General features: G+C 37.5%; 24 protein-coding genes, 1 pseudogene and 1 other annotated feature. Of the genes and pseudogenes, 8 read left to right on the top strand and 17 right to left on the bottom strand.

The features are described 5' to 3' along the window. Nucleotides 1–30 precede the first annotated feature (30 nt). Together BCM40_RS08080 and BCM40_RS08075 are read left to right on the top strand one after the other, a co-directional pair. Entirely contained in the window at nucleotides 31–903 is an 873-nt protein-coding gene (locus BCM40_RS08080) for a YitT family protein (RefSeq protein ID WP_065526380.1), read from the top strand. 284 nt (nucleotides 904–1187) lie between these two features. After that, nucleotides 1188–2057 (top strand): DMT family transporter, encoded by an 870-nt coding sequence (locus BCM40_RS08075; RefSeq protein ID WP_065526381.1) that lies wholly within the window; start codon nucleotides 1188–1190, stop codon nucleotides 2055–2057. A gap of 108 nt (nucleotides 2058–2165) precedes the next feature. On the opposite strand, the gene BCM40_RS08070 is transcribed toward BCM40_RS08075, so the two are convergent. The 4 genes from BCM40_RS08070 to BCM40_RS08055 all read right to left on the bottom strand — a co-directional run bounded on the left by BCM40_RS08070 (nucleotide 2166) and on the right by BCM40_RS08055 (nucleotide 5567). Beyond that, the gene (locus BCM40_RS08070) at nucleotides 2166–2438 is read right to left on the bottom strand and encodes a hypothetical protein (RefSeq protein ID WP_238323763.1); all 273 of its coding nucleotides are present in this window, start codon (nucleotides 2436–2438) and stop codon (nucleotides 2166–2168) included. A gap of 236 nt (nucleotides 2439–2674) precedes the next feature. Then, nucleotides 2675–3136, bottom strand: a complete 462-nt coding sequence (locus tag BCM40_RS08065) for a hypothetical protein (protein ID WP_065526383.1) — start codon at nucleotides 3134–3136, stop codon at nucleotides 2675–2677. A gap of 302 nt (nucleotides 3137–3438) precedes the next feature. Next, nucleotides 3439–4731, bottom strand: coding sequence for an endonuclease (locus BCM40_RS08060; protein ID WP_065527712.1), 1293 nt, complete (start codon nucleotides 4729–4731; stop codon nucleotides 3439–3441). 575 nt (nucleotides 4732–5306) lie between these two features. Beyond that, nucleotides 5307–5567: a hypothetical protein gene (locus tag BCM40_RS08055; RefSeq protein ID WP_083394492.1), complete on the bottom strand. Its 261-nt coding sequence runs from the start codon at nucleotides 5565–5567 to the stop codon at nucleotides 5307–5309. 313 nt (nucleotides 5568–5880) lie between these two features. Here BCM40_RS08055 and BCM40_RS08050 point away from each other — a divergent pair, with 313 nt between their 5' ends. Both BCM40_RS08050 and BCM40_RS08045 read left to right on the top strand, forming a co-directional pair. Then, nucleotides 5881–6471 carry an ArsR/SmtB family transcription factor gene (locus BCM40_RS08050; RefSeq protein WP_065526384.1) on the top strand — a complete coding sequence of 197 codons (591 nt, stop codon included), beginning with the start codon at nucleotides 5881–5883 and terminating at the stop codon, nucleotides 6469–6471. Nucleotides 6472–6491: 20 nt separating this feature from the next. Then, a complete protein-coding gene (locus BCM40_RS08045) occupies nucleotides 6492–7742 on the top strand; it encodes an MFS transporter (protein WP_065526385.1) in 1251 nt (416 codons plus the stop codon). A 72-nt stretch (nucleotides 7743–7814) separates the two neighbouring features. Here the strand turns inward: BCM40_RS08045 and BCM40_RS08040 are convergent. Further along, nucleotides 7815–8320: pseudogene (locus BCM40_RS08040) on the bottom strand (nucleotidyltransferase family protein). Nucleotides 8321–8499: 179 nt separating this feature from the next. Continuing rightward, on the bottom strand, nucleotides 8500–8919 hold the full coding sequence (locus tag BCM40_RS08035; protein ID WP_065526386.1) for a GNAT family N-acetyltransferase: 420 nt from the start codon (nucleotides 8917–8919) through the stop codon (nucleotides 8500–8502). Between the two features lie 198 nt (nucleotides 8920–9117). Between BCM40_RS08035 and BCM40_RS08030 the strand changes: the two genes are divergently transcribed. Further along, nucleotides 9118–9648: a DinB family protein gene (locus BCM40_RS08030; RefSeq protein WP_083394563.1), complete on the top strand. Its 531-nt coding sequence runs from the start codon at nucleotides 9118–9120 to the stop codon at nucleotides 9646–9648. Between the two features lie 237 nt (nucleotides 9649–9885). Further along, nucleotides 9886–11085 (top strand): MFS transporter, encoded by a 1200-nt coding sequence (locus BCM40_RS08025; protein WP_065526388.1) that lies wholly within the window; start codon nucleotides 9886–9888, stop codon nucleotides 11083–11085. A 967-nt stretch (nucleotides 11086–12052) separates the two neighbouring features. Here BCM40_RS08025 and BCM40_RS08015 read toward each other — a convergent pair. Beyond that, on the bottom strand, nucleotides 12053–12271 hold the full coding sequence (locus BCM40_RS08015) for a hypothetical protein (RefSeq protein WP_065526390.1): 219 nt from the start codon (nucleotides 12269–12271) through the stop codon (nucleotides 12053–12055). A gap of 153 nt (nucleotides 12272–12424) precedes the next feature. Continuing rightward, nucleotides 12425–13786, bottom strand: a complete 1362-nt coding sequence (locus tag BCM40_RS08010; RefSeq protein ID WP_065526391.1) for a copper amine oxidase — start codon at nucleotides 13784–13786, stop codon at nucleotides 12425–12427. Nucleotides 13787–14070: 284 nt separating this feature from the next. On the opposite strand from BCM40_RS08010, the gene BCM40_RS08005 reads away from it, so the two are divergent. Further along, nucleotides 14071–14571, top strand: coding sequence for a plastocyanin/azurin family copper-binding protein (locus tag BCM40_RS08005; RefSeq protein ID WP_065526392.1), 501 nt, complete (start codon nucleotides 14071–14073; stop codon nucleotides 14569–14571). Between the two features lie 115 nt (nucleotides 14572–14686). Continuing rightward, complete coding sequence (locus tag BCM40_RS08000; RefSeq protein ID WP_065526393.1) at nucleotides 14687–15487, top strand: GNAT family N-acetyltransferase; 801 nt, start codon at nucleotides 14687–14689, stop codon at nucleotides 15485–15487. Nucleotides 15488–15799: 312 nt separating this feature from the next. Here BCM40_RS08000 and BCM40_RS07995 read toward each other — a convergent pair whose 3' ends face one another. The 9 genes from BCM40_RS07995 to BCM40_RS07955 all read right to left on the bottom strand — a co-directional run bounded on the left by BCM40_RS07995 (nucleotide 15800) and on the right by BCM40_RS07955 (nucleotide 23852). After that, nucleotides 15800–16135, bottom strand: coding sequence for a hypothetical protein (locus BCM40_RS07995; protein WP_065526394.1), 336 nt, complete (start codon nucleotides 16133–16135; stop codon nucleotides 15800–15802). Nucleotides 16136–16937: 802 nt separating this feature from the next. Then, on the bottom strand, nucleotides 16938–17243 hold the full coding sequence (locus BCM40_RS07990) for a hypothetical protein (protein ID WP_065526395.1): 306 nt from the start codon (nucleotides 17241–17243) through the stop codon (nucleotides 16938–16940). 351 nt (nucleotides 17244–17594) lie between these two features. Continuing rightward, on the bottom strand, nucleotides 17595–18053 hold the full coding sequence (locus BCM40_RS07985) for a hypothetical protein (protein WP_065526396.1): 459 nt from the start codon (nucleotides 18051–18053) through the stop codon (nucleotides 17595–17597). Nucleotides 18054–18290: 237 nt separating this feature from the next. Further along, entirely contained in the window at nucleotides 18291–18869 is a 579-nt protein-coding gene (locus tag BCM40_RS07980) for a histidine phosphatase family protein (protein WP_065526397.1), read from the bottom strand. Nucleotides 18870–18973: 104 nt separating this feature from the next. After that, nucleotides 18974–19393 carry an SMI1/KNR4 family protein gene (locus BCM40_RS07975; RefSeq protein ID WP_065526398.1) on the bottom strand — a complete coding sequence of 140 codons (420 nt, stop codon included), beginning with the start codon at nucleotides 19391–19393 and terminating at the stop codon, nucleotides 18974–18976. Nucleotides 19394–20096: 703 nt separating this feature from the next. Further along, nucleotides 20097–20630 (bottom strand): nucleoside/nucleotide kinase family protein, encoded by a 534-nt coding sequence (locus BCM40_RS07970; RefSeq protein WP_065526399.1) that lies wholly within the window; start codon nucleotides 20628–20630, stop codon nucleotides 20097–20099. Nucleotides 20631–20823: 193 nt separating this feature from the next. Then, nucleotides 20824–22047 (bottom strand): MFS transporter, encoded by a 1224-nt coding sequence (locus BCM40_RS07965; RefSeq protein ID WP_156851277.1) that lies wholly within the window; start codon nucleotides 22045–22047, stop codon nucleotides 20824–20826. A 59-nt stretch (nucleotides 22048–22106) separates the two neighbouring features. Beyond that, nucleotides 22107–22364, bottom strand: a binding site (T-box leader). Between the two features lie 379 nt (nucleotides 22365–22743). Next, nucleotides 22744–23163, bottom strand: a complete 420-nt coding sequence (locus BCM40_RS07960) for a VOC family protein (protein ID WP_065526401.1) — start codon at nucleotides 23161–23163, stop codon at nucleotides 22744–22746. A 242-nt stretch (nucleotides 23164–23405) separates the two neighbouring features. After that, nucleotides 23406–23852: a hypothetical protein gene (locus BCM40_RS07955; protein WP_065526402.1), complete on the bottom strand. Its 447-nt coding sequence runs from the start codon at nucleotides 23850–23852 to the stop codon at nucleotides 23406–23408. Nucleotides 23853–24191 lie beyond the last annotated feature (339 nt).

The raw sequence follows: 24191 nt of genomic DNA, 5'->3' as shown, positions 1-24191 counted from the left end.
TTAGGCTTCCCATAGGATTGGAGTTTGGTTATGAATAAATGGATGAGATTATTACTTATTTTTGTTTCTTCAATTGTACTTGGATTTGCAGCTAATATGTTTTTGCTGCCACATGAAATACTAGCGGGTGGCGTAACAGGTATTGCGATGATGTTCGGCTTAGTAACCCCGCTTAATGCTGGGCTTTGGATGATTATCTTGAATGTACCAATCTTGGTACTTGGCTGGATGAAGCTCGGCAAGACTTTTATCGCTAACAGTTTGTTTTCTGTAGTGGTCACATCCGTTTCTATGCTTTATATTCCTGTCGTTAAAATTACAGAAGATGCACTGCTTTCTTCCGTTTTTGGTGGTGTCATTTCAGGAATAGCAGTTGGCATCATTATTCGCTATTATAGTTCAACAGGCGGATTTGACGTCATTGGTCTTTTGTTGTCAATCAAACGAGATATTCCACTTGGAGCGCTTGTCTTTAGTTTAAACAGTGCCGTAGTCTTTGTATCCGGCTTTATCTTTTCATGGGAATTGGCAATGTATACGATGGCTTCCATCTACATCACTGGATTGGTTATTGACCGCGTGCATACGCGTCATATCAAATTGAGCTTAATGGTTGTGACAAATCAAGGAGATGCCGTCAAAAAAGAATTGCTTGATAACCTAGACAGAGGAATCACAGTAGTAGATGGCGAAGGCGCATATTCAGCGTCTAAAGTAAAAGTTCTTTATAGTGTCATTAGCCGTCATGAATTGGCTTTTGTGCGACCATTGATCAAAAAAGTTGATCCCCAAGCGTTCGTGAGCATTAGCGAAACGATGGAAGTTATGGGCAATTTCAGAAAAGATGGGAATTTCATGAAAAGCCCGGTTTTGAAAAACAAATCTGTTCAAGTAAATAACTAAATTTAAACGACCGACGAAAAATAGCTATTTTTCGTCGGTCGTTTTTAAATTGGCCTACTATGTTACTTTCTTAAAATCCAAAGATTTTTCAGTTAAAATTTTCATGAATTTATTAAGTTTAGAGGTAAATATTTATGTGAATTAATAGAATAACCTACATAATACATGTTAATTGTTTAAAACGTATAACCAATAACCGGCTTTAAAGTCGAGTAAAAGATGTTTTAAAGTTACTTTGAATACGATTCTATACGTGACAAGCAGATATTTTTTGGAGGTAAACAATGAAGAATAAGGGTATTATTTTAGTGATTTTGGCTGCTGGTTGCTGGGGGACGAGCGGAGTAATTGCAGATATTCTTATGGATAAAGGATGGAGTCCGATGGTAACTTCGTTTTATCGGGGAGCTATTGGTATACTTTTTTTTATAATGTGGTATTTTCTTCGTTTTAAGAAAAACCCGAGCAGCTCTCTACGATTATATATTTGGTCATCGCTTGCAGGGGTTGGGGTTGCCGGTAACATTACTTTTTATTTTCTGAGTATCCAAGCTTCTAGTATCGCTGTTGCAGCTACATTGATGTATACCGCACCTGTGTTTGTTTTAATCACCTCTTTTTTTCTAAGACTGGAACGTTCGAGTTGGTTTAAATGGGCTGCCATTTTCAGCGTCCTTCTTGGAATCATACTACTTACAGGTGCTTATAATACAGACTCTATTTCTGTAAGTTTTATCGGGATCACAACAGGCCTTGCTTCTGCAATTTCCTATGCGTTGTTTATTTTCGCATTTAAGCAAGCTGCTGCATTCGGTAAACCACCACTCATTTTAACCATAGCATTTCTGCTGTTTTGCCTTATCTTGTTTTTATTAGCAGATACGCACGAGACGATTGCCGTTTTGACTTCACCTGACCTTGGTTGGTTTGTTTTATTAGGTATCTTAGGCGCAGGGATTTCGTTTATTTTGTATTTGATTGGGATAAAATTGATTACTGCAGCAACCGCAGCGATGGTCGCAATGGTTGAACCGGTCACAGCTTCTTTGCTTGGGGTTTTATTTCTGGGAACTAATTTGACCCTTATTCAATTTATTGGGATGATCATCATCTTAACGACCGTTACTGTCCTTAGTGTAAAGCAGTCCGCTTGATTTGATTTTATTTTTATTCAATAGCCAGACTGTTGAAGACAGTCAAAAAGAATAACAGCCCCTTTTCTCAAACAAACGAGAAGGGGCTGTATGAATTGACTTGCTTTTTCAGTTTTTAGTTTTCAGCGCTTGGGTGATAAAGCGCGTGAAATACGGAGTACGCTGCTCCAATTCATCGACAGGATAGGTCCCGGCAAAATATTGAATGACCAACCCATCCACAATAGCGATCAACAAGGAAGCCCCTTGCCCGTCTTGGATAACTGGATATTGCTTATCCATATCCAATTCCTCCAGCTTTTTCTGTACTTTGTCGACCATTCGCCTAAAAGAGCTGCTGAAGGTTTGTGCATTTATTTGTTCATGCGAATACCGACTCATGACAGTTTTAATCCTGTCTAAATTCTGTTCGTTGTAAGACCAGGAATCGTATAGAAATGTTTCCACAAACGCCTCTACCGTACTGGAGCTGTTATTGTCCACAGCCTCTAGATAATCTTGCTCCAGCTCTTTTAATGCCTCATCCATCTGGTCTTTTGATGCTGGTTTTCCGATAATCTTCGCCTCCTCAAAATTGCCAAATTATTTGGTTCTGTGGTTCATTACCCGTTTTGTACTCACCTAAACTCGGCGGGCTTTTGAAGTTTTTTAGTGTATTTTTCTAAAAACCCTTTTTCAAGAACCCACATGACTTGAAAGTACAAAAGGAACGCTACGCCCCAAAACCCTAATGTTTCAAAAATATTATACAAGTAAGCTTGCTTAACACTCATTAGAAAGTAAAAAGCTGTTCCAAAAAACAATCCTACAAGAGAGTAAAGGGTTACTCCCATAAAATATTGATAGACATTAGTCTTTTCTTTATATTTTTGTCTGTATTTATCTATCCCCCAAGAGGATGGGACACCTATTACCAAGTAGAACAGTAAATAAATCCAAATAGTTGAAAGGAAATATACAACAATACCTAAATAATACATATCTGATTCTCGTTGATTTTGTGAAACATAATTTAATGTAGAAACAGCTAATGCTGCTATACTTGCGCTAACGATAACTGCTAGTATTCTTTTCAACAATCTTCCAACTCCTCTTATGAGATAGGTTTTATCCCCTTTATTCAATTTAAATCCTAAACGATTTGTGAGAGCCTATTCCTTACTCCTTCTTTAAACAATTGAGGATATTTCCATAAAAACATATAGGGAAATAGTTAACATATATTAAATATACTCAGGACATAGATTAATAGCTAGATAATTTTGGAAATAAAAAAGCAGAAGCTCCTATTTGAGCTTCTGCTTTCTTCATAATCGATTTTGCATAAACTAGGTATAAGGTTAAAACCTATTCACCTATCATAAATACTCACGAAAAATAATTACCAAATCGATTCGGCCCATTCTGGATGATCAATAAATGGATTTCGGTTACCTTGAATGTCTTCGATCTTTTCGTTGCGCTGCTGTTCCCAAGTGCTGACAGGATCTTGTGCATGCCACTCCAGCAAAACAGAAATCTTGCCGTGATAAGGCGTTGAACCATTATTCACCTGGTCGTTCAGTTTCAAGTCTACCGCATCATCTGACTCATAGCGCACTGCCATGTATAAAAGCATACGGGCAACATCGCCTTTCACTTCATCTGGTGGCTCCCATGAATTAGCTGTACGCAAACAGCCGTCGCAACCGCTCACTGCAGTGCCGCCATAATTAAAGTCTAAGTTGCCGCGCTGCCCATTGACTTGTACATCGGTTGGGCGCAAATGGTGGATATCCGTTCCCGCACCCATCGCTGTTCCAAAGCTGCCGTGAGACTTTGCCCACGTGTGCTCGCGATTCCAGTCACCAACATTCCCGCCACTTAACGATTTTGAACGCGACTCTCCTGTATATAATAACAAGACATTGTTCGAATTATTCGGGTCTTCGTCCGTTATTTTTAACGCGTCCCACACTTGTGAATAGCTAAGTTGTTGGTGGTCATCGATGATTTCATGAAGTTCCGATTTCAACGCTGCTCCTTGCAAACCAGCTGCAGTTTCATAATAAGCAGATGGAGCTGGAGGTGGCGTTTCCTCATTTCCATTCATCGTATGGCTTCCTAAGTACTCAAATGTATTCGTTGGATACGCAGTCCATTCAGTCGAAGGATCGAATGCATCATTTACGACGCTGTCGCCAGCTTGGATATCTGGATTACGTACTAGCGTGACATCTTTCGCAAATACAGCGTTTGATCCCACTTGGCCAATCGAATCAATTGGTGATCCGCCTTTTTCTAGTACTACTACATCATCACCGTTAAAATTGATTACGCTGTTGTTTTGTAAATCCCCTTTGCTTTGAATCGGCGCGTCTGCACTGCCATGATAAAGAACTACTGTATCACCGCTAGCAACCGTACCGGAAAGTGCCATCTCGCTTTGCGCGGATGTACTGCCGTTCGCATACAACGCTACCGAATAAGAACTCAAGTCGATTGAAGCATCTGTTCCGTTGTAAATTTCGATTGCTTTATTCAAGCTGCTACCTTCTATGTATTCCGAAATAAACAGGTCGCTTGCTGGAGCAGCTGCTTGAACCGTAGTTTGTGAACTCGGTACCCACAGTATTGCTGCCATCCCTATTGATAATAATGCCTTTGTTGATTTTCCCCATAAGCTTTTATCCATCGTCATGACATCCTCCTTTTTTCTAAGTGTTTCTGTTTACCTACTAATACCTCTAGTCTTGTCAGAACAAATGTAAATTAATAACACTTAATTATTTTAATTTACAGTTTTTTCTTTCGTTCCACTAAACTTTAACGAATGCATCCTTTATCGTCAATGGTATTTAACAAACATTACATAAATTTAATAAAAATAAGGTTGTGTATATTAGAAGATATAAAACCTATCCATCTACTAAAGACGTTTTACTTAAATGACATCCGTTTAAAGGATAAGAAAGAATTGGTACTGCGATTATGGCTTCTTATCTGATTTCATCGAATGATGATTGCTTCTCACTTACTAAGTACAATAATTGCTCAGTTATTCTTTTTGTCTGAAGCAAGGTACATAGCTTGGATCACGAAATTTATTGTGTAGATTATCAAATACAGTTATTGTTCAAAACAAAATTTTCTCCATAACTATAGAAAGACTGGATGCAAGATTAAATGCATCCAGTCTTCGTTTGTGACTCTGATTTACACAATATATATTTTAAATTCTAATGAAATTAGTCATTTCCATATTTCTGATCAATTCTTATTTCTTTTTCCATTCTTCTCGTTGCCCCGCTTGAAATTTCCTGTTGCTTTTGCCAAAAGAATCTGCAGTTGTTTTGCATCGCCTTTTACAGCTGTAAGTTTTGCAGATAGCTGTTCGGCATCTTTCCCTTTTAGCATTACTACTTGCTTGCCCTGGTAGTTGATCAGAATTGAGCCGTTTTTAGTCAGCAAATACGCAAATGGCTCTTCTTCTAAACGACCCCTTTGATCAATTTTGCTCATTTTCATCATCCTTTCAGCAACCTCCTGTATATAATTCACCATGGCTATTCCCACTTCCTTTAAATAAGAGGGTATTCAATCGCCCTTTTATACGATTGAATGTCTTTAAAAGTAGAAGTCTTTAATATGCATTGCAAAACTATTTCCGTTGCTTCACAGTTTTCTTTAAGATTTTAAGGAGTCAAAGTAAAGAAAAGACTCCTATCGAACTTTATATATGATATTGATTCGATAATCATATTCAGAATACTTGAACTTTAAAAGTTAGCATGTATATAATCAGGTTAAGAAAAGTTAACCGGTTAAGAAAGGGGTATTACAATTGAATCAACAATCTATTTTCATTCTCGAAACGTATGAACAATTAAAGGTTATTAGTGATCCACTACGCACCAAAATGCTCATTTATCTAGTCGAACAACCTCACACAGGACAAATGCTGGCTCAAGAACTCAACCTTTCGCGAGCCAAAGTTCTCTACCACCTTCGAGAATTAGAGAAATACGGCATTATTCAGCTTGTCCGAAAAGAAGAACGTGGAGGAAATATCCTGAAATTCTACCAGGCCGTTGCCCGAGGATTTATTCCGGCAGATCATTTGCTTACCTATGTGGAATCCCAGGAAGCTACACGCCAGTCCTATTTAGAAGTCATTGATCGTGCAAAAACACGGGTGCTCACAGCGCCAGAAGAATCATTTGAACTGCACTCTTCCAATGTCGACGAATGGAACAACCTGTCACTTCAAACTGAATTTACTGTAAGCGAGAAAAAATTTGTGGAATTCACACGGAAGTACCGTGAACTCTTAAGTACATTAAATGAAGAGGATGAGGAAGCGGACAAGCAACATTACTACTTGATGACTACGGCATTTCAGATTGATGAATTGCTGTTTAAAAAAGAAAATTAGGTAATGAAAGGAGCGGTTACGTGGGAAATGATCAAGTAGCTACCGCAAATGAACAGACAGCAGCTACCTCGAGTTTGTTTGGCAACCGATCGTTTATTTTTCTCTGGCTTTCTAGTACTGCATCTTTTCTTGCCTTATCAACATATTTATTTGCTGAACAATGGTACATCATCACTGTGCTGGAAAAGGAAAGCGCTTTAGGTATTGTGATGATGGTAACGATGATCCCTCGGATTTTGTTTATGACACTTGGTGGTGTTTGGGCCGATCGATTCCGCCGCTCACGCATCATGTTACTATCGAGTTTAGTACGCTGCTTTCTTGTACTAGGAATGATTTTATTGCTACAGCTCAGTTTACTTGAACTGTGGCCACTTATTCTTTTTGCCTTGAGTTTTGGAATCGTAGACGCATTCTTTTCTCCAGCAAATACTTCTCTTCTGCCTGCACTCGTCGCGAAAGAGGTTCTTCCACGCTCAAATTCTTTTATTCAAAGTTCCAATCAAATCGCGCTTTTTTCAGGTCCAATGCTAGGCGGTTGGATTCTTTCGTTCGGTTCTTTTATCCTGTTGTTTGCAGTGATTGCTGGCTTTTTGCTATTAACATTTCTTTTCTCTTCTCTTATTAAGGAGGAGAAGCGTGAGACAAGTATTAGCAAACCTTCAACGCTATCAGAACTAAAAGAAGGGTTGTCGTATGTCTGGAACATGCCTTTTCTGAAAAACATGTTGCTGATTTTAATCATAATCAACTTCTTCTTTTTCGGTCCATTGTTAATGGGCATTCCGTTGCTGGTAAATAGTGTCCTCAAAGGTGAGGTGTTGGATTTAAGTTTTCTTCAAAGTTCATATCAAGGAGGCATGTTAGCTGGAGCCATTTTAGTCGGCATTTTGAATTGGCAAAAAAAACGAGGATTGACCATGCTGGTGATGATCGGTGTACTGGGTATTTGCTTAACTTTCTTAGGACAAATCGGGTTCCTATGGCAAGGAATTCTTTTACTCGTACTAATGGGCATTCTTTCTTCTTTTATCAATGTCACACTGATTTCAACAATACAAGCTCAATCGGACCCGATGAAAATAGGCCGCGTTATGAGTCTCGTCAATGCATCTTCAAATGGACTTGTTCCTCTGTCCTATGCATTTGTATCGCTAGCTCTCGTGTTGCAATTCACGATTTCAAATGTGATGTTAGTGTGTGGTATACTGATTTTTGTGATTACCATCATTTATCTGTTTCGCTCCAACATCATCAAAAATGTGGACTAGATGAAAAGCGTTACGTTAATTCATTAAGAGGTAAACTTTAGTATATCGAGGTAGCTTTTACTCATTTATAAGTTAGGTAATGATTATTCGATTCCAATGACGTTTCCAGTTTTTCTTTTGAACGCGCTTTTCATAGATTGCCATACGCTCTATATTTGCAGTAAAAAAAGAAGTCGGTTTAACTGTTAAGTTTATTAAGTCTTCAATTCCATGAGGAGCTATTAACACTAAGTTGTCTTTTTATCTAGTTTAACACCTATTGCAGTCGCTGTTTCTGGAAACTTTGCTATTGCGTCAGTTGATGATATGTAGGGTTCTATCCCGTTTCTACTATGCATTCTTGCTTCATTTTTATCTGACCATGGCACATTAGGAAGTAAACTTATTAAACTACTTTCTAATTGCTTTTCCATCTTTTTATCCTTATTCGTCCCATCAAAATAAATAACATCAATATCCTCAAGGGTCGTTCTTTCACTGTATCCATGTAACGTGTCCCAAATTTTAGATCGAATAAAACCCGCACAAATACACCCATCGGGAAGATCTAGGACTTTTACCGTTTTAAGCAGCTTCATCATCCACTCGTCTTTTTGTATCAATTCGATAATATCGTCTTCATTTTTTATTACCAACTCTTCCCCTCCCAACATCTTCGAATGCTAGCAATAATCATTATACGACTGCTTCTAGATATATCTTCTTCTAGATTAAGCAGTGCTTTAATTAAGAAACTTTCAACTCTCGCTAATGGAATTCATGAATTAGAAATCGTTTTGTAAATGCACAGAAATCGTTCAACTCCTGGATATTTTTCACCTAAACTCGTTATTTCAAATCCATACTTTTCATAAAATCCTACTGCCTCTCCATCTGTTTCAGCAGAAATTTGAGTTAATGAATGTTTTTCGGTAATAAAATCAATCATTTTAGTTGCTACATTCATCTCTCTTTGAGTTGGTAAAACAGCTAGATGTTTGATGATGCAGTTGCTTGTTTCAAAAATTTCGATACCAATGCAGCCAATAGTCATGTTTTCCGATAAAAAGGCATACAATTTTCGGTTTGATAAATAAATATACTTGTCATATTCCTGAATAACAGCATTACTAGACATTGCATAAGAAAGGAGATGTTGTATAGATTGATCAATCATTTTGGAATCAATATCTTTCATTAATTTCCTCCTGCCAAATGTTAGAAAACGAAAAGTAGGTTATGAATATGAATTTTAAACTTAGACAAAGAAAAAAGGCCACCAATTGGCCGCCTTTAAGTTATTACCTTAATTATATCATTCTCTTTTCAGAATTATAAGTCTTTAAATATTCGATATTCCTAGTAGTCTTATAAGAAGATGAATGGAGGCTGATTGATAGTGGAATATCGAATAATACCAACGGTTTCTTTTTCTGAGAAAATCGGGGAACTTGTTACTATGTTAAAACATATAAGAGAAGTTACATTGATTGATGTAGCCAATTTAAGTCAAAGCGATTTGGATTATCGGCATGATGAGAGTTCGAATTCTATTGGTTCTCTTTTACTGCATATTGCATCTATTGAGTTTGTTCATCAAATTGTTTCAAGCGAAAACAGAGATTTAACAGCAGATGAATATATAAAGTGGAAATCAGCATTGGAACTCGGCGCCAAAGCAAGAGAGGATATCAAAGGACATACTCTTGCTTATTATTTAAACGAATTGCATCAAGTCCGACAAGTCACACTTACATTGCTAAAATCAAAGCAAGACAATTGGTTAGCAGAAGAAAAGAAATGGGGAAATGGCATTCCTCACAACAATTACTACCTTTGGTTTCATGTTTTGGAAGAGGAAATTAGCCATCGTGGTCAAATCAGAATGATTATGAGATTGTTGAGAAATAATGATTCTAACCTATAGCCGCTTATCCTTAAGTTATATGTTGAAACTTGTAACTCATTGTTTTTTTCTTCTTTAAAATAATGTAAAATTTCTCCTCTTATTTAAAGTATAATGTAAATAATGAATACTTTCGATAAATCGCCCCCAAGATTTATCCATAAAAAGGAAAGGAACAACTAGTATGTCAATTAGTCCAATTTGATCTAACCCTGAGTAGAAATCATTTACGAATTGACTTCTTGGGGGAACTGAATAATGAAAATGAATCGGAATTTCAACTTATTGCTGACCGGACAGTCGCTTGCCAATATCGGTGATGTTCTTTATATTGTCAGCATTATTTACATCATCTTTGAATTGACTGGATCAGCCACGGCAGCTGCTTTTGTGCCTTTTACCATCACCAGTTCAATGTTCATTTCGAACTCCTTGACTCCTTTATTGATGCAGCGTTTCAACCTAAAATGGCTGCTTGCAGGGTCACAGATGGGTAAAACAATCTTGCTAACCGGACTGGCTTTCTTTCTGCCTCAACTTTCGATGGCTAATTTTTACGGACTTTTTTTGGTCATCAGCTTGGTCGCCTTACTGGATGGCTGCGCCAACCCAGTGACTCAATCGCTCATTCCAAATTATGTGAAAAGCGATTGGCTACTGAAAGCGAATGGCATTACAGAAACTGTTACCCAGCTGATTCAGACCGCCATATGGTTTGTTGGAAGCTCGTTATTGATTTGGCTCGCTGCGAATGAATTGGTTTGGTTAACAGCCGCCTTATTTTTGGTCTCAAGTTTACTCTTGAGCTTTTTAGATACGGTCGACTTTACACCATCAAGTAACCACGGAAAGTGGAAGCAAATTAGCCAAGGCTGGAAAACCGTCTCTACTTCGCCTGTACTCAAGCGAATTGTCTGGATGGATGTCCTGGAGACAATTGCTGGGACGGTGTGGATTGCCGCGATTCTCTATGTCTTTGTCAGTGATGCTTTATTCGCAGATGAAAAATGGTGGGGATTCATTAATGGCACCTTTTTCTTAGGGTTAATCGCTGGCAGCTTGTTCTGTCTACGGTTTTCAAACTGGATTGAACAAAAGCTCAGCCAATTTATATTTTTAGGTGCAATCTCCAGCAGCTTGGTCACCATCTTCTTTGGATTGACGAGCCTTCCGACGCTAGCACTGTTTTTTTCTTTTTTGGTTGGGGCTTCTAGCCAAATTAAGAACATTCCACAACAGATGGTAATTCAGACAAGTGTTCCAAAAGCTCAATTGCCAACCGTATTTACCACACTCGGCGCAATTGGAACCGGAACCTTCGGCATTGCTTCCCTTTTGATGGGTGTTCTAGCAGACGCATTTGGCATTCGCGAGGTATTCATCTTGTCTGGAATTTTATTGAGCATCGTCAGCTTGATTGCTTACAAAGGCAGAATCTTACTATGGCGAACAGTATAAGTTTAAACGATAAAAAAGAGTGATTCGGAATACAGCCGAATCACTCTTTTTTGACGATTTCCGATTTTCATGAATCTGTTTTCTAATAAATTTCTCCGCTTCTAAATTCCACCGAATTAATATGACCTACTTAATAATAAGTAGCATTCTTATTTATTTGGACTCTCTTTAGAATTTAAATACTAAGTCAGATAAATTGAACGAAATAATAACAATGATAAGTAGAATAATTAGGGCTGATATCAAAGTAGGTTAGGAATTTTCAGTATTTTAAACTGCTTTTCGTTTTTTTTCTATTTTCTTTTATTAAGTTTGAAATATGAATAGAAAGAAACTAGCTCCTGCTATGTTCATAATAATATTTCCTGCTACACCTGAAATATTATTAGCTGTGACATAATCTACATGTCTTTCCTAGTAGCAACTCGAGTATAAAGTGAGAATATCTCTTCATTATTCTGTTCCCACGCCGGATCTCTCTGCATCGGAATTGCGTAAGCCTTCTCCATATCCTTCGCAAGGGTGGTTAACATTATTTTTTTTCGACTTGCCGGATAAGTCCCCTGCATGATTACCTCATAGCGTTTTGTGTAGTACTTCAACATCATTCAACATTTCTCCCTAAAGTGACAAATTGGTTATGCTCTCTATCTCTGCTATTTCTTTGCCTAGACTCCCTACACACCAAAATATTATTTCTAAACACAAAAGTTAAAATCATCCGCAACTTAACATTCTCTTGGCTTTGCTTAAAGTGTTTATATCGAAATGTGAGCTGCGCTTTTCTTAATTCAAAAGCCCATTCACACTCCCTTACATTCTTCCTTATTTTAACTATACTCATCTACCTTAAAGATTGCTACTGATAATAGTCACTGGTTACCCATCCATTTATCTCTCTTTACAAAGAAAGATTTAAACTTTTAACCCTCGTTCCTTCTAATAACGATTGAAATGTAAGAGTTTTTTACGATGTGGGATGATCTTCCTCAAAGACTTTGGCTAAAATTCTGGCTTTCATTTCAATAGAAAATAAATCTTCCTCTATCGAAGGAAGGTCTCCCATTATTTCATATAATTCTTGGCAAGTTGAACATATGACTAAGTGTTGTTCAAGAATTTCAGCGTATTCCTCTTTTATCAGATGAGATCCATTGATGTACGACAATATAAATTCACATTCCATAAATGAATCCCTCCTTTGTGCTTTCGTTTTATGACCGTTGTAAGACAGTTAGATAGTGGGGTATGGGTATTGTAGTAAGTGACTTTTAGGAAGCCAATTATAGTTCTATAAAAAAAGCTAGCCCTCAGGCTAGCTTCTATCTTAAACAGATAATTATTGTTTACGTGTACGTACTGCTACTACCGTTGTCAATGTAGCTAACATCAAGCCTACCAGCACCCACAAGATTGGGAATGAGTTTTGATCGGCCATGCCGCCCATGCCTGTTTTTGGCATTTCAGATGGCATTTCAGTTGCGCTAAATTGATCTGGGAATTGATCGACGATGGCCGCAGACAAGCCGGCTGCTGGCATTTGCATATGTGCATACGCTTCGCGAATCGAGCTGTATGCTGCGTCAAAATCGCCGGCTACGTACGAATCAAATGCGCCTAGTAGTTGCCCAACATGGGCAGTTAAGCCTTCTTCAAGTGCATCCGCTGGTACGCGTCCTTCAGTTGCTGCGTCTAAGAATGCCGCTTGGTCTAGGATATACTGATCCAGCTCGGCACGGGCTTGTTCTTGCCCTTCTTCGTTGCCTTCACCGGTTGCTGTTACGTAATCCACAAAGTAGCCAATGTGTGACTTCCATGTTTCTTCAAACTGTGCACCGGCTTCTTCGCCGTAAACGGATCCAACTGCCGCTGACAAGTCATCGGCGTTCGCTAGTAACGCGCCCGCTGCTTGGTCAAAGCTTTCCGCGCCATCGGCACCGTCTTGCATGGCCATCACGGCAAGTCCAGCGTGTTCAGTGAACGTTTGGTTTAACGTTGCACGCAAGTCAATCGCTGGTGTATCGGCACTTGTGTTGTCGAACTTGTCTGGGAACTGTGTTGTGATCGCAATGGACAAGCTTTCTGCGAACATGCTCATGTGGTGAATTGCTTCACGCTCTAATGAGTATGCTGTTTCAAAATCGCCGGCTACGTATGCGTCAAACGCGTTGATCAACTGATCGACGTGCATGTCCAATCCTTCTTGAACCGCTGCCGCTGGCAGTAAGCCGCCTGTTGCCGAATCAAAGAATTTCGATTGTTCGACTTTGTATTTTTCCAGTTCCGCTAACGCTTGGTCTTTGCCTTCTTGGTTGTCTTCAGCGGTAGCTGTTACGTAATCGACGAAATAGCCAATGTGTGATTTCCATACTTCGTCAAATTGCGCTGCGCCTTCGTCGCCGTAAACGGACCCAACTGCGGCAGATAAGTCATCGGCGTTCGCAAGTAACGCGCCCGCTGCTTGGTCAAAATCTTCTGCGCCGTCGACGCCTTTACGCATTGCTTCGATTGCAAGGAACGCATGCTCCGTTAAAGTTGTATCCAGTGCAATGCGCAATTCCCCTGCAGGTGTTGCGGTTGCCATTTCCATAGATGCTTCACTCGCTGTAGAATGGCCTCCGTGGCTGTCGGCAAGTGCCGCCGTTGGTACCAGTAATGCTAGGCTAAGTGGTAAGGCTAAAAGTACTTTGTTTAATTTCATCTAAAATCGCTCCCTTTTTTTCTTTTTTTTTTTCGTTATACAGGCATAACGCAAAGGGTTTTCTTTTAGATCACTTTTTCAAAAAAAATTATTTGTTTTTATTTTCATTCTTTTATATCTACTTTTTTAAGAGCTTATATTAAACAAACAAAACATTGAAAGGTATATTAATTCGCTCTTCTTATAGAAGAAACAAGAAACTTTTTGCTAATTTCTAAAAAAGCAATCTATTCCGCCCCTTCTTGCGTTCTGTTAGCAAGAATAAAAATCGAGGAGGAAATATGATGATTAATAAAAAATTTAGCTTTATCCTTGCCGCTGGTGTCTTATCACTAGCAGCTTGTGGACAAGAACAACCCGTAGCTGAGGATACAACAGAACCAATGGCTGAAGAACAAGAAAACACTGTAGAAGAAACGACAACTGAAGAAGAAACAACGACCGAAGAAGAAGCTACGACTGAAGAACCTGCAGAAGAAACGGCAGAAGAACCAGCGGCAGAAAACACGCAAGAAGCAATGAGTGGAACTGCATCAAATCTCTTATCCCAAGGAGAAGCAACAAGTTTTGTCTTTAACGAAACTGGTGAGTTTTCGATTTTCTGTGAGCCACATCCTGATATGCAAATGACGGTACTAGTAGAAGAAGGTACAGAGGCCATGGATAAAATAGAAATTGATATCGCTGATTATGCATTTGGTGAAGAAACCATTACCGTTTCTCCAGGAACTACTATTGTTTGGACGAACCAAGATCAAGTTCAACACAATGTCGCATTTAAATAATCTAGATGGGCGTTTCCCTATTTTATCTAAACAGCACGAGCACAAGTTTCAAGTTGCTTGTGCTGTTTCACTTTTACTAAGAATTCCGGAGTACCGGTAAGGAGGACCTATCCGCATGAACATAAAAATTGAAAAGAAATATATCCCTTTAGCAAATTATTTCTCGGCAACGAAAAATCCAACCATTACTTTGCAATTTACAGAAATCGAAAAAATCATGGGTCAAAGCCTTCCGAATGCTGCTTATTTGAGTTACAGTTGGTGGAAAAAAACCAAAGCACCAGCCAAGCATTACCTAGCTTGGACAGCTGCAGGATACGCCGTTACTCATGTAGAACCTAAACGCTACGTTATTTTCGTTCGAATAGAAGCGGCGAACGATAAAGACATTGTTAAAGCTAATGAAAACATCTTATTAATTCGTCCTGCAGCACATGGTGATGCAAGTTCCCTTTCAGACTTGCAGAAAAAAATTGAAGGCGAATCAGATTTCTTCCTATACGGACATGGCGAACGATTCTTGTCTACACAAAAAACAAGAAAACAAATCATTGAATGGAATCAAAATGGACATTCGCTCATTCTTTTGGCTATTTTAAATGGACAGCACGTCGGTTACTTAATGATTGAAGGATATAAAGCTCATCGAGCCAGCCATCGTGCTGGCTTGCGAATAGGCATTCAAAAGGATTCACAGCGAAACGGAATCGGATCTTTACTTCTCCAAAAAGCAGAAGCATGGTCAGCAGAAAAAGGCATACATCGCCTTGAAGTTAGTGTACTAGAAACAAATTCGACGGCTCTCACTTTTTTACATAAGCATGGCTATGAATCTGAAGGCATTCGCCGTAAAGCGTTGATGATCCAACAAACCGCCTATGATGAAATTTATCTCGCTAAGATATCAATTACCTGATTCATTTTATGAAAAGAAGAATAAATTTACTGAAATTGAACATAGAAAACTTGAATTTTATGCTGAGCTTGTTACTGCTAATAAACACCTATTTTATGGAGAACCCTAATGGTGAAAGTTTACATTCCCAGACATAAAAAAGAGAAAAAGCTACTGGTCGCTTTCTCTCTTTCGTAAATTCAAGATATGTATAGGATTGTCCATTCAAATATATGATTTAAAGCCTTCTTTTTCTCAGAAAGTAAAAATAACTTAATTCACATTAAGCTACTTTCAACTTCTAACTATTGCGATTGATTTGCAGGTAATCTGTCAATCCATCATGGGAATCACCATTTTAACTTGATAAAGAGAAACTCCTTCCACTACAATCTCTCTAATCGAAATGTTATGAAAATAGAAAGCGACCTCATTGGGCGATTGTGGAATATTTCCTTCTGCCCCTTCCAGCCAAGTATTAAAATTGGCGGAAAAACATTCTTTAAACAGAACGGTATACTCGCTATCTTCTTTTTCTTCATCCCTACTACCCATATATTTCATTGTCACTAAATGCTTGACGTGATCATAATAGATTCCCTTTAGTTCTGCATCGATGTAGTTTGTCGCCATAAGTTTCTCTTCAACATCTTGACCACTTAATCTCACTCACGTCTCCTCCATTTCGAAACTTCAGATGAAAACTTCTAAAATTCCAAATTGAATATAACTTAACTGCCCTCTAGTTACATTCAGCTCATAACCTTTGCCCACTAACTTACTTACGTTATTGTTGAGACTGTTTTCGAAATTTATATATTAAATATACTCATAACTCAAAACAATAGCTAGATAATTTTGGAAATAAAATTCTTCGTAAAACTGCACTTTCCCTGACACAAAAAAAAAGAAGAAACTCCTGCATGAGCTTCTTCTCTGCTGATATATAGATTATGCATTGCACTATACTTAGTCTCAAATATTGACAGAATAGCTATTTGACTATCCCTTTTTTAGCACATTCACTTTCTTAAATAGTGTTTTAGCTTTTTTTATAAAGATTTTGAATTCAACTTAATTTAGACTAGGTTACATTCAAATATAAGCTAAAAGATTTTACCTATGAGCTACAGACGAAGATTCAAGAGATGGAATTTGCCTCATGGGCACATCGGGATAACAGATAAAATCGATTGAGCTAGAGAACTGATAAATCTACATGCTATTTCGATTTGGAAATGCGCGCAAACCATCTTTGGCTTGCCTGTTTTGAAAAACATCCATGGGAGTAAAATTATTGGAGAACTTGTGGATGCCTCCCTAAAAGAAATAAAAATGGAATTATAGGAAACCATAGAGGAATTTTTAAGCAAAGTGTACGGAAAGTGAATGCAACTAAATTACATATAAGTTACATTCACTTTCCCTTGTAATTTTACCGCTCAATTTACCGCATAGGCTCCTCATACTGTTAGCCCCACCACATAACCGTTACAAAAAATGCCCAGATAGAAACGCTAGGTGCGACCGTAAATAAAGTCAACAAATAGAATTCTCTATTTTTTGAAACGAATTCTTCTTTTTTAAATAGGCGAAATACCAAAAAACCTGTAACCACATATAAAAAAATGCCAAGTATGGTCAGGCCCGTCAAGTAATAGACTGGGGAGATCTGCACGAAGTGTTCACTCAAAAAGTAAGCCAGTCCTTGTCCAAATACACAAAAAACAGTAGCAAGTAGGAAAGTACCCAACAGAACCACATAAAATTTCCTCATCAGTACACCTCTTTCTTTTTATAACTTTTGACTGATTATCTCTTTGAACTATTTGCGTGCAATAGAATTGTTTAAATCTCTTTTTCACTTCATAATAAAAGTCCCATTTTGGTTCATCCACTATAATTTGTAATTGACTGAAGTCCCATCCATTTAAATTTCCAACTTTCTCATAAAATTTCTGTATTCAGTTTCATTCATTAATTGTTCCATCTTTCAAATGTAATAAAATTAATAAACCGAGCTTAACTTTGTTTGCATTCTATTGCATGGAAATCTTTTAAGAAATTTAGTCTTTTCGTAGGTAACTACTATCCAACTCATTGAACGAAACCGCTTAGTGCAATTATTTTAGTTGTATTGATGAAAATCAGTACCTGTGGGCATAATTGATTTGATGTATACTATGTTTTCCTCTCTGAGTTTCGGAGCAAAGAACTCGGTCCCCCAATGCTCAGAGTGAAAAATAGGAGTGTTGTTATTACTCAAAAAAATCGAAAACCATTTCAATCTGCCATTTTTTTTAAGATTCTCGTACATCAAGTAGTTTGACATATAGTCTATTTTTCTTCCTTTAATAACAGTAATATCTCTTCCATTTACTATTTTAAAAGAGTCTTCGAACAACAATGTCGTCTCCTCAATAACATCTTTCTCTTCATTCCAGCAATGGATTTCGATTATATTTGATTGCTCAATAAAATAATTTATTAAAGGAACCCAGCAATCATAATTTTCACTTTCAGGGGTTGGAAAGGTATCCAAATCCTCAGTAAATGTAGGTATAGTAAAATGTAATTTATATTTCATCTTCCCATTTCCTTTCTTTTGAAATGAAAAAGAGAGATTGGTTTGCGTCCTATCTCATTCAAACTGATCATGCATTTAGATTTTCACTATTTGACGTACACTTCTATCGGAATCCATATGCTTCCTTAAACTCAATCACTTCGTTAATTTACAATTTAAAATCGTGCTGAATATCATTTTCTGTAAATCCACTTTTTCTGTTTATGTTTATAACTTCGTTAGAATAACGGGTGTGAATCACTCCACAACAAGATGAAAATACTCTGTCTCTAGCAGGAAATCTTCTCTGGTAAGCTGTTGGCCTGAAATCTGTTGCCGATAAGAAGTGATAGTCCCGTCATGCGTGACAATATAGATTCTCTCGCGTTGAAAACTCCGACAAAAATCAATGAACTCTTCAGCCAAAAGGGTAAATTCATCTTCACATAGGACATTAATGCCTGTTACCCACAAAGAAGAAGTAAGATTTGGTGCAGGAGCAAAAGTTGGGAACTCATCTTGAAGTCTTTCGAAATCAAGCAATTCATCACATGGCAATGTCGTAGCAGCCAGTCGTGTTGGAAATATACGGGGAGCAACCATTGGATGTACCCATCGATTGCACTCAATGTTCTCACTCCAAATCAAAGCCGTTTGGAGTGTTCTGAAAGTCGGACTGACAATTAAAACGTCCCCAGCAGCTAATGGAAGGGAAGATCTTAAATTTTTCGCCTGTCCCCTTCCTTGAATGGTTAAGGAGGGATTATCCATATGTAGACTTTCAGGTAAATTCAATGTATGTTCACCTTGTCCATGGCGAATAAAAATCAATTCCACTTTGCTACCTCCTTAATAACTCCTCTTTTATTTGTTTAAAACTGTATGTAATTTTATTCAAAAATCAGGGACATTCAAATTGTTCAATAGGAGCAATCTATTATTTATGGAATAATGAATCCCCATTCCCAAAATTTCGACCCTTGCGCGATGATGATTTTTTCAAGCCAGTCTTCAAAGGTCATGCCGATGAACATATTATCTTCGAAGTTATAGCCAGTATCCATGACATAAAGATAGCCATTGCCTACCATTTTGTCTGTCACGATCAAATAGCAACCATCGTATCCATAGGCAATGGGAAACCAGTTATCCGGATAGTCAAAACCAGGGATGGCTCTATGTTCCAATATCTCGTCTATGGTAAAAAGTTCAAAGCCCCCTCCATATTCGGGATGGTTGAAAATAAGTCCCCCATTGTGCAGTAGAAGAAACTCTTCGTAATCTTTTGGTACATTAAATGGCAATTTCTTAAGATCCTTTTCTGTTGTGGGAGGATTAAAGAACACTTTCGCTTTCTCCAAATATCCATCTTCCTGTTGAATTTCCAGAAGACCTTTTGAATCTAGGCGTTTCTTCAAAGCTTCTAAAGTAATTTTATTTTATACAACATCTTTCACTCCTCAATCGTTCCTATTTATCTTTACAAATGAAAGTATCTTAACTGCACTTGCATTACATTCACTGCGCTATTCTAAGTTCTCCAATCAGAAGTCGCAGCTAGAAAATTGATGACTTCCCTTTTTTACTAAAGACGATGTTCAACATCAACTTGGACGACCTGAAACTCTTTCGCAATAACAAAGCTTGGTCCTAAACGTAGGAAGTGGTAACTCTTATTAGTTGGAGACTCTTTTAGCAACACTTGAGAAGTCGAAAATTCATATAACTAGAACATGTTAAGGCAAACGATCCTCATGTTAACAAAACTTTGTGAATTGCAAATTGGTATCTGTTTTAAATTTACCTGAATAAATAGACTGTCTGATTTTTTTCAATCATTCTAATTCTCCTTAACCTCTCTATTCAAGTCGTTTATAAACTATCCATTTGAAAAACTGGGAACCCAGTTGTTTCTTCAAATATACATATACCACAATTAGATAGCTAGCTAATTTTGGTAAAAAAACCATGTGTAAAAGCAAACTTTCACAGACACAAAAAGAGAAAAAGCTGTTTTTCGCTTTTTCTCTTCCGATAATAGTTCCTATCTTAATCTAGAGGTTTTCATACTTTTTCTAATATTAACCTTACAATGCTAGCTACTGATTGAGATCCGTCTATAATGAAGTCAGCATCTGGCTTGATTGTAGATAACATCTCTAGATATGCCTGTCTGCCTTGCGAGTTATAATGTGCCATAGCCTCAATAATATCTTCTTTAGAGCCCTCTTGAAAATCTCGGATTGTTTGACGCGCTAATGCAATATCCAAAGGCGTATCGATAAAGAAAGAAACATTGATGAAAGAATGCGTTTGTGCATGTTGGTAGGAAAATGGAAAATCCAATAGAATGTAATCGATAGGTTTAGTCATTAATTTCTCTAGGTCTTTTACAATAGGAGTGAGATTCCATTCATTATAATTAGCTCCTCGATTCATCCAATCAATTACATTTTCTGGCCCTTCCAAATCATACTCATCAAAGTAAAGCGCTTCAGAATTTGGTAGTTCTTCATTCAATTTTTCAACAATAGTTGTTTTTCCGCCACCTGAAATACTAGCAATTGCGATGACAATAGGTCTTTTTATTTTTTCCAATACATCACCCTCTTTTTAAGTTACTTTTAATGACTGACGATATATAAACCTAATATTGAATACGTGAAAGACTCGGAATAAAAAATGGTTGTTTCGAGTCGTTCCCCCCTAATTTGTACTTTAATTTTCTAATAACGCCTTGTTTCTTAGGCACACTTAAGTTACATTCACTTCCTAATCTTTTCCTTAAGCACTAATTATTTGAGGTCAATCTATCCTCAAAATATACTTTTCTTTTTTGGGGCATAACTGTCTGAAATGCCATAATCCCCAGCAATAAGAAAGTAAACGAACCTATTAAGCCTATAGGTCGTATTGAAGTCAATTCTGCTGCCAAACCAATTATTACAGTTAGAATGATGATAAATATTGCTTCTACCATACTGAATAAACTGCTAAACCTTCCCATCATGTTTACCGGCACGTTGTTCTGATAGAACGTCAAATAACCAGTATTGGCAAACGTAATGGCAAATCCAATCATAAAAGTTCCAATGGCAGCACTCGTAAAACCTTGCGAACTGTAAAGAGCGATATAACCGATTGCGGTAAATACAGAACCGCTTCCTATTAGGAAGTTGACTGCTAATTGCTTGGAAAAAATGGTATTGATGACTGAACCCAAAATAATTCCTGTTCCAAATACACTTAGCAAGAACCCATAATTGGTGTCGGATATCTCAATAACTTCTTTCACAAAAGCAGCTTCTAATGAATCCAAGGCCGTCATAAATACCGTCATTCCAACAAACAATAAATAGACTTTTAACATAAACGTATGGGTTTGACTAAACTTGTAAACCATTTTAAAGTCATTTTTTATCAGTTTCCAAGAAAGCTTTTCCGTTTCGGATGAAACTGTTTGAGAATCCAAATTAGGCAACAACAGAATGATAAAAGCTGACAACATCAAAGCTACTGAGTTTATATAGATGGCCGTATAAGGTGTGCCCATCCAAAACAACAGACCCGCTATGGCAGGGCCAATCAATGTTCCGCAAGAATTGATAAAGCTTCTTAACGCATTGAATCGTTGACGATCCTTCTCTGGTATGAGTTTTGTCATGTACACCATTGACGTGGGTTCAAACATGGCACTTCCGATATTAATGAAAAATACGATGATATACACATAGAACAGTGAAGGAAGCACAGGGATTAATGCAATACAAAATGCGCGTGTAATATCTAACCCAATCATAAATTTCTTTATATTAATGCGATCGATCAGGCTCCCTACCCATGAGTTAGAACAAATAGTCGCGATCGGTCCTAAAATGTATAGCAAAGAGATTGCCAAAGGAGAACCTGTTTCATTCAGGATAATTAAATTCAAGGCAATCAGATAAACCCAGCTGCCTATATTCGAAATACCGATACCGCCTAACAATAATAAAGAATATCTCCAGCTTTTCATGGTAACCTCCCCCCACTGCATTTTAGCTAAATAAAAAATCCCACCCCCAAGACAATTGTCTTGGGGACGAGATTACTAAAATCGTGGTGCCACCCCTGTTTGTTCTTACGTCACCGTACGAACCTTATTTGGTACAGCCGCAAAAAAGACGAATACCTTAGCTCTGTAACGGGAGCTCCCGTCCCAACACCCCCAAGATCAGGTTCCGTTGTGATGCTCAGAGGCTTGTTTCGATAACATACTCCTACTCCTTTCCACCAACCGGAGCTCTCTAGAAAAAGTGTTTGGTTATCTACTGTTCTCTTCAACGCTTTTATTTTTTTAATTTCCGTAACATTACCACAACTTAACAAATCTAGTAAATGACATTTTTTTGACAAGTAATCCTATCACTGAGTGGGTAGTTAAATATGAACGAACTTCACCTCAGCAATTTTAGATAGACCATAAAAATACTTCAAAAGTTATAAACCATACTGCCAGATAGTATTACACTCCTTCTTTATCTGAGCTTTATCGTTCTGCTTAGCTTTTATTTCCCAAAGACTAATCACCTTCAACTTGGGTGTCAACTACTCGTCTTAATTGTTTGTGATATTCATTTGAATGACTTATGGATTCCACTTTTAAGTTGACCATAAGTTTATAAACACCAAAAGCACTCAAGATGATCCTGAATGCTTTTGGTGTTTACGTTTAATTTGTATTTTCATCCTTTTTTTCGGGCATTGCCATGACTTCCCACAAATGGCCATCAATATCTTGAAAACTCCAGGCATACATATACTCGTTATCCATAGGGTCATTCGATGTTGACCCGCCTGCTTCTAATGCTTTGTTTACCATGTCGTTAACATCTTTGCGGCTGTCAACGGAAAGAGCCACAATTACTTCTGTAGTTTTCGTAGAATCTCCTAAAGCTTTATTGGTAAAGGTTTCAAAGAATGGTTCTGTTAATAACATAACAAAAATATTTTCGCCAACAATCATGCAGGTCGCATTTTCATCTGTCATTTCAGGGTGAAAATCAAATCCTATCTGCTGGAAAAATTCCACGGACTTGTCTAAATCTTTTACAGGTAAATTGACATAAATCTCTTTAGCTTTTAAGCTCACTGGTAATCCTCCATTCTAAAGTAGGATAGGAACCCTTATTCTATTCGATTAGTTTTGAAAAAACCCTTCAAAATGACAAAAAAATTTATACTAGCGGTCACTTAAAGTATATGTTTGGAACAGACGTTTTCTAAGTTATAAAAAAGAAATGCAGCTGTATATCGCCTCTTCTCATCTTATTCAACTTCTGACTATTGCGATTGATTTGCAGAAAATTTAACTGTTTGACTCTTGGTCCAACTCTACCCTAAAGACGATGTTTGAGATTTTTTTATGGTTCTTCTCTCGAAAATCCATAAAACGTGGAAATAACAAAAAGCCGCAGTAAACCAATATCCTAATGTCTCGATAAAAATATTTAAGTTAAATTGAATACTTCCCAACGCAAAATGGTACACAGTTCCTAAAAGCAACCCCATTAGTGAATAAACCAATACTCCAATACAATATTGAATAACGACAGGTTTTGTTCGTAAACGTTTTCGATACTTATCCAAGAGCCATGAAATAGGTAAGCCAATCACAACATAAAAGATAAAGAAAATGTAGGAAGCAAAAAGAAAATATTCCCCTATGCCAAAATAATATACATCGGATTCTCTTTGTCCTAGGGGTACATAATTGAGGAGAGAAATTCCCAATGATACTATAATTGTGCTGATAATAACTGCCAAAAATCGTTTTAACATTCTCCTAACTCCTCTACCGATATGGTATTCAATTAACTATCTTTTCATTGTCCTGAAGCAGCAACAGTAAACAATTAACAGTAGCACCTTCTTTTTTGACTGCTGATATTTCGAGGTATGTAACCTACAATCTTTTTCGAATTCCGGCTTTAAAGTCTTTAAAAATGGTTCCTAAAACTTAATAATTCGGAGAGTATATTCTGCCGGTATCCGTACCCAAGACAAAATCAACTTCTATATCCTCTGAATACGGAAGTTGATCAAAGTTATGAAGCTGGCAAAACACATTGGCAAAGTCACGAGTCTCAAAAGTTAATTGGTCTGCTTGTCGGTACATTT

The sequence above is a fragment of the Planococcus donghaensis genome, from assembly GCF_001687665.2.
GTDB lineage: Bacteria > Bacillota > Bacilli > Bacillales_A > Planococcaceae > Planococcus > Planococcus donghaensis.
This window is presented reverse-complemented; position numbering and strand designations above follow the sequence as displayed.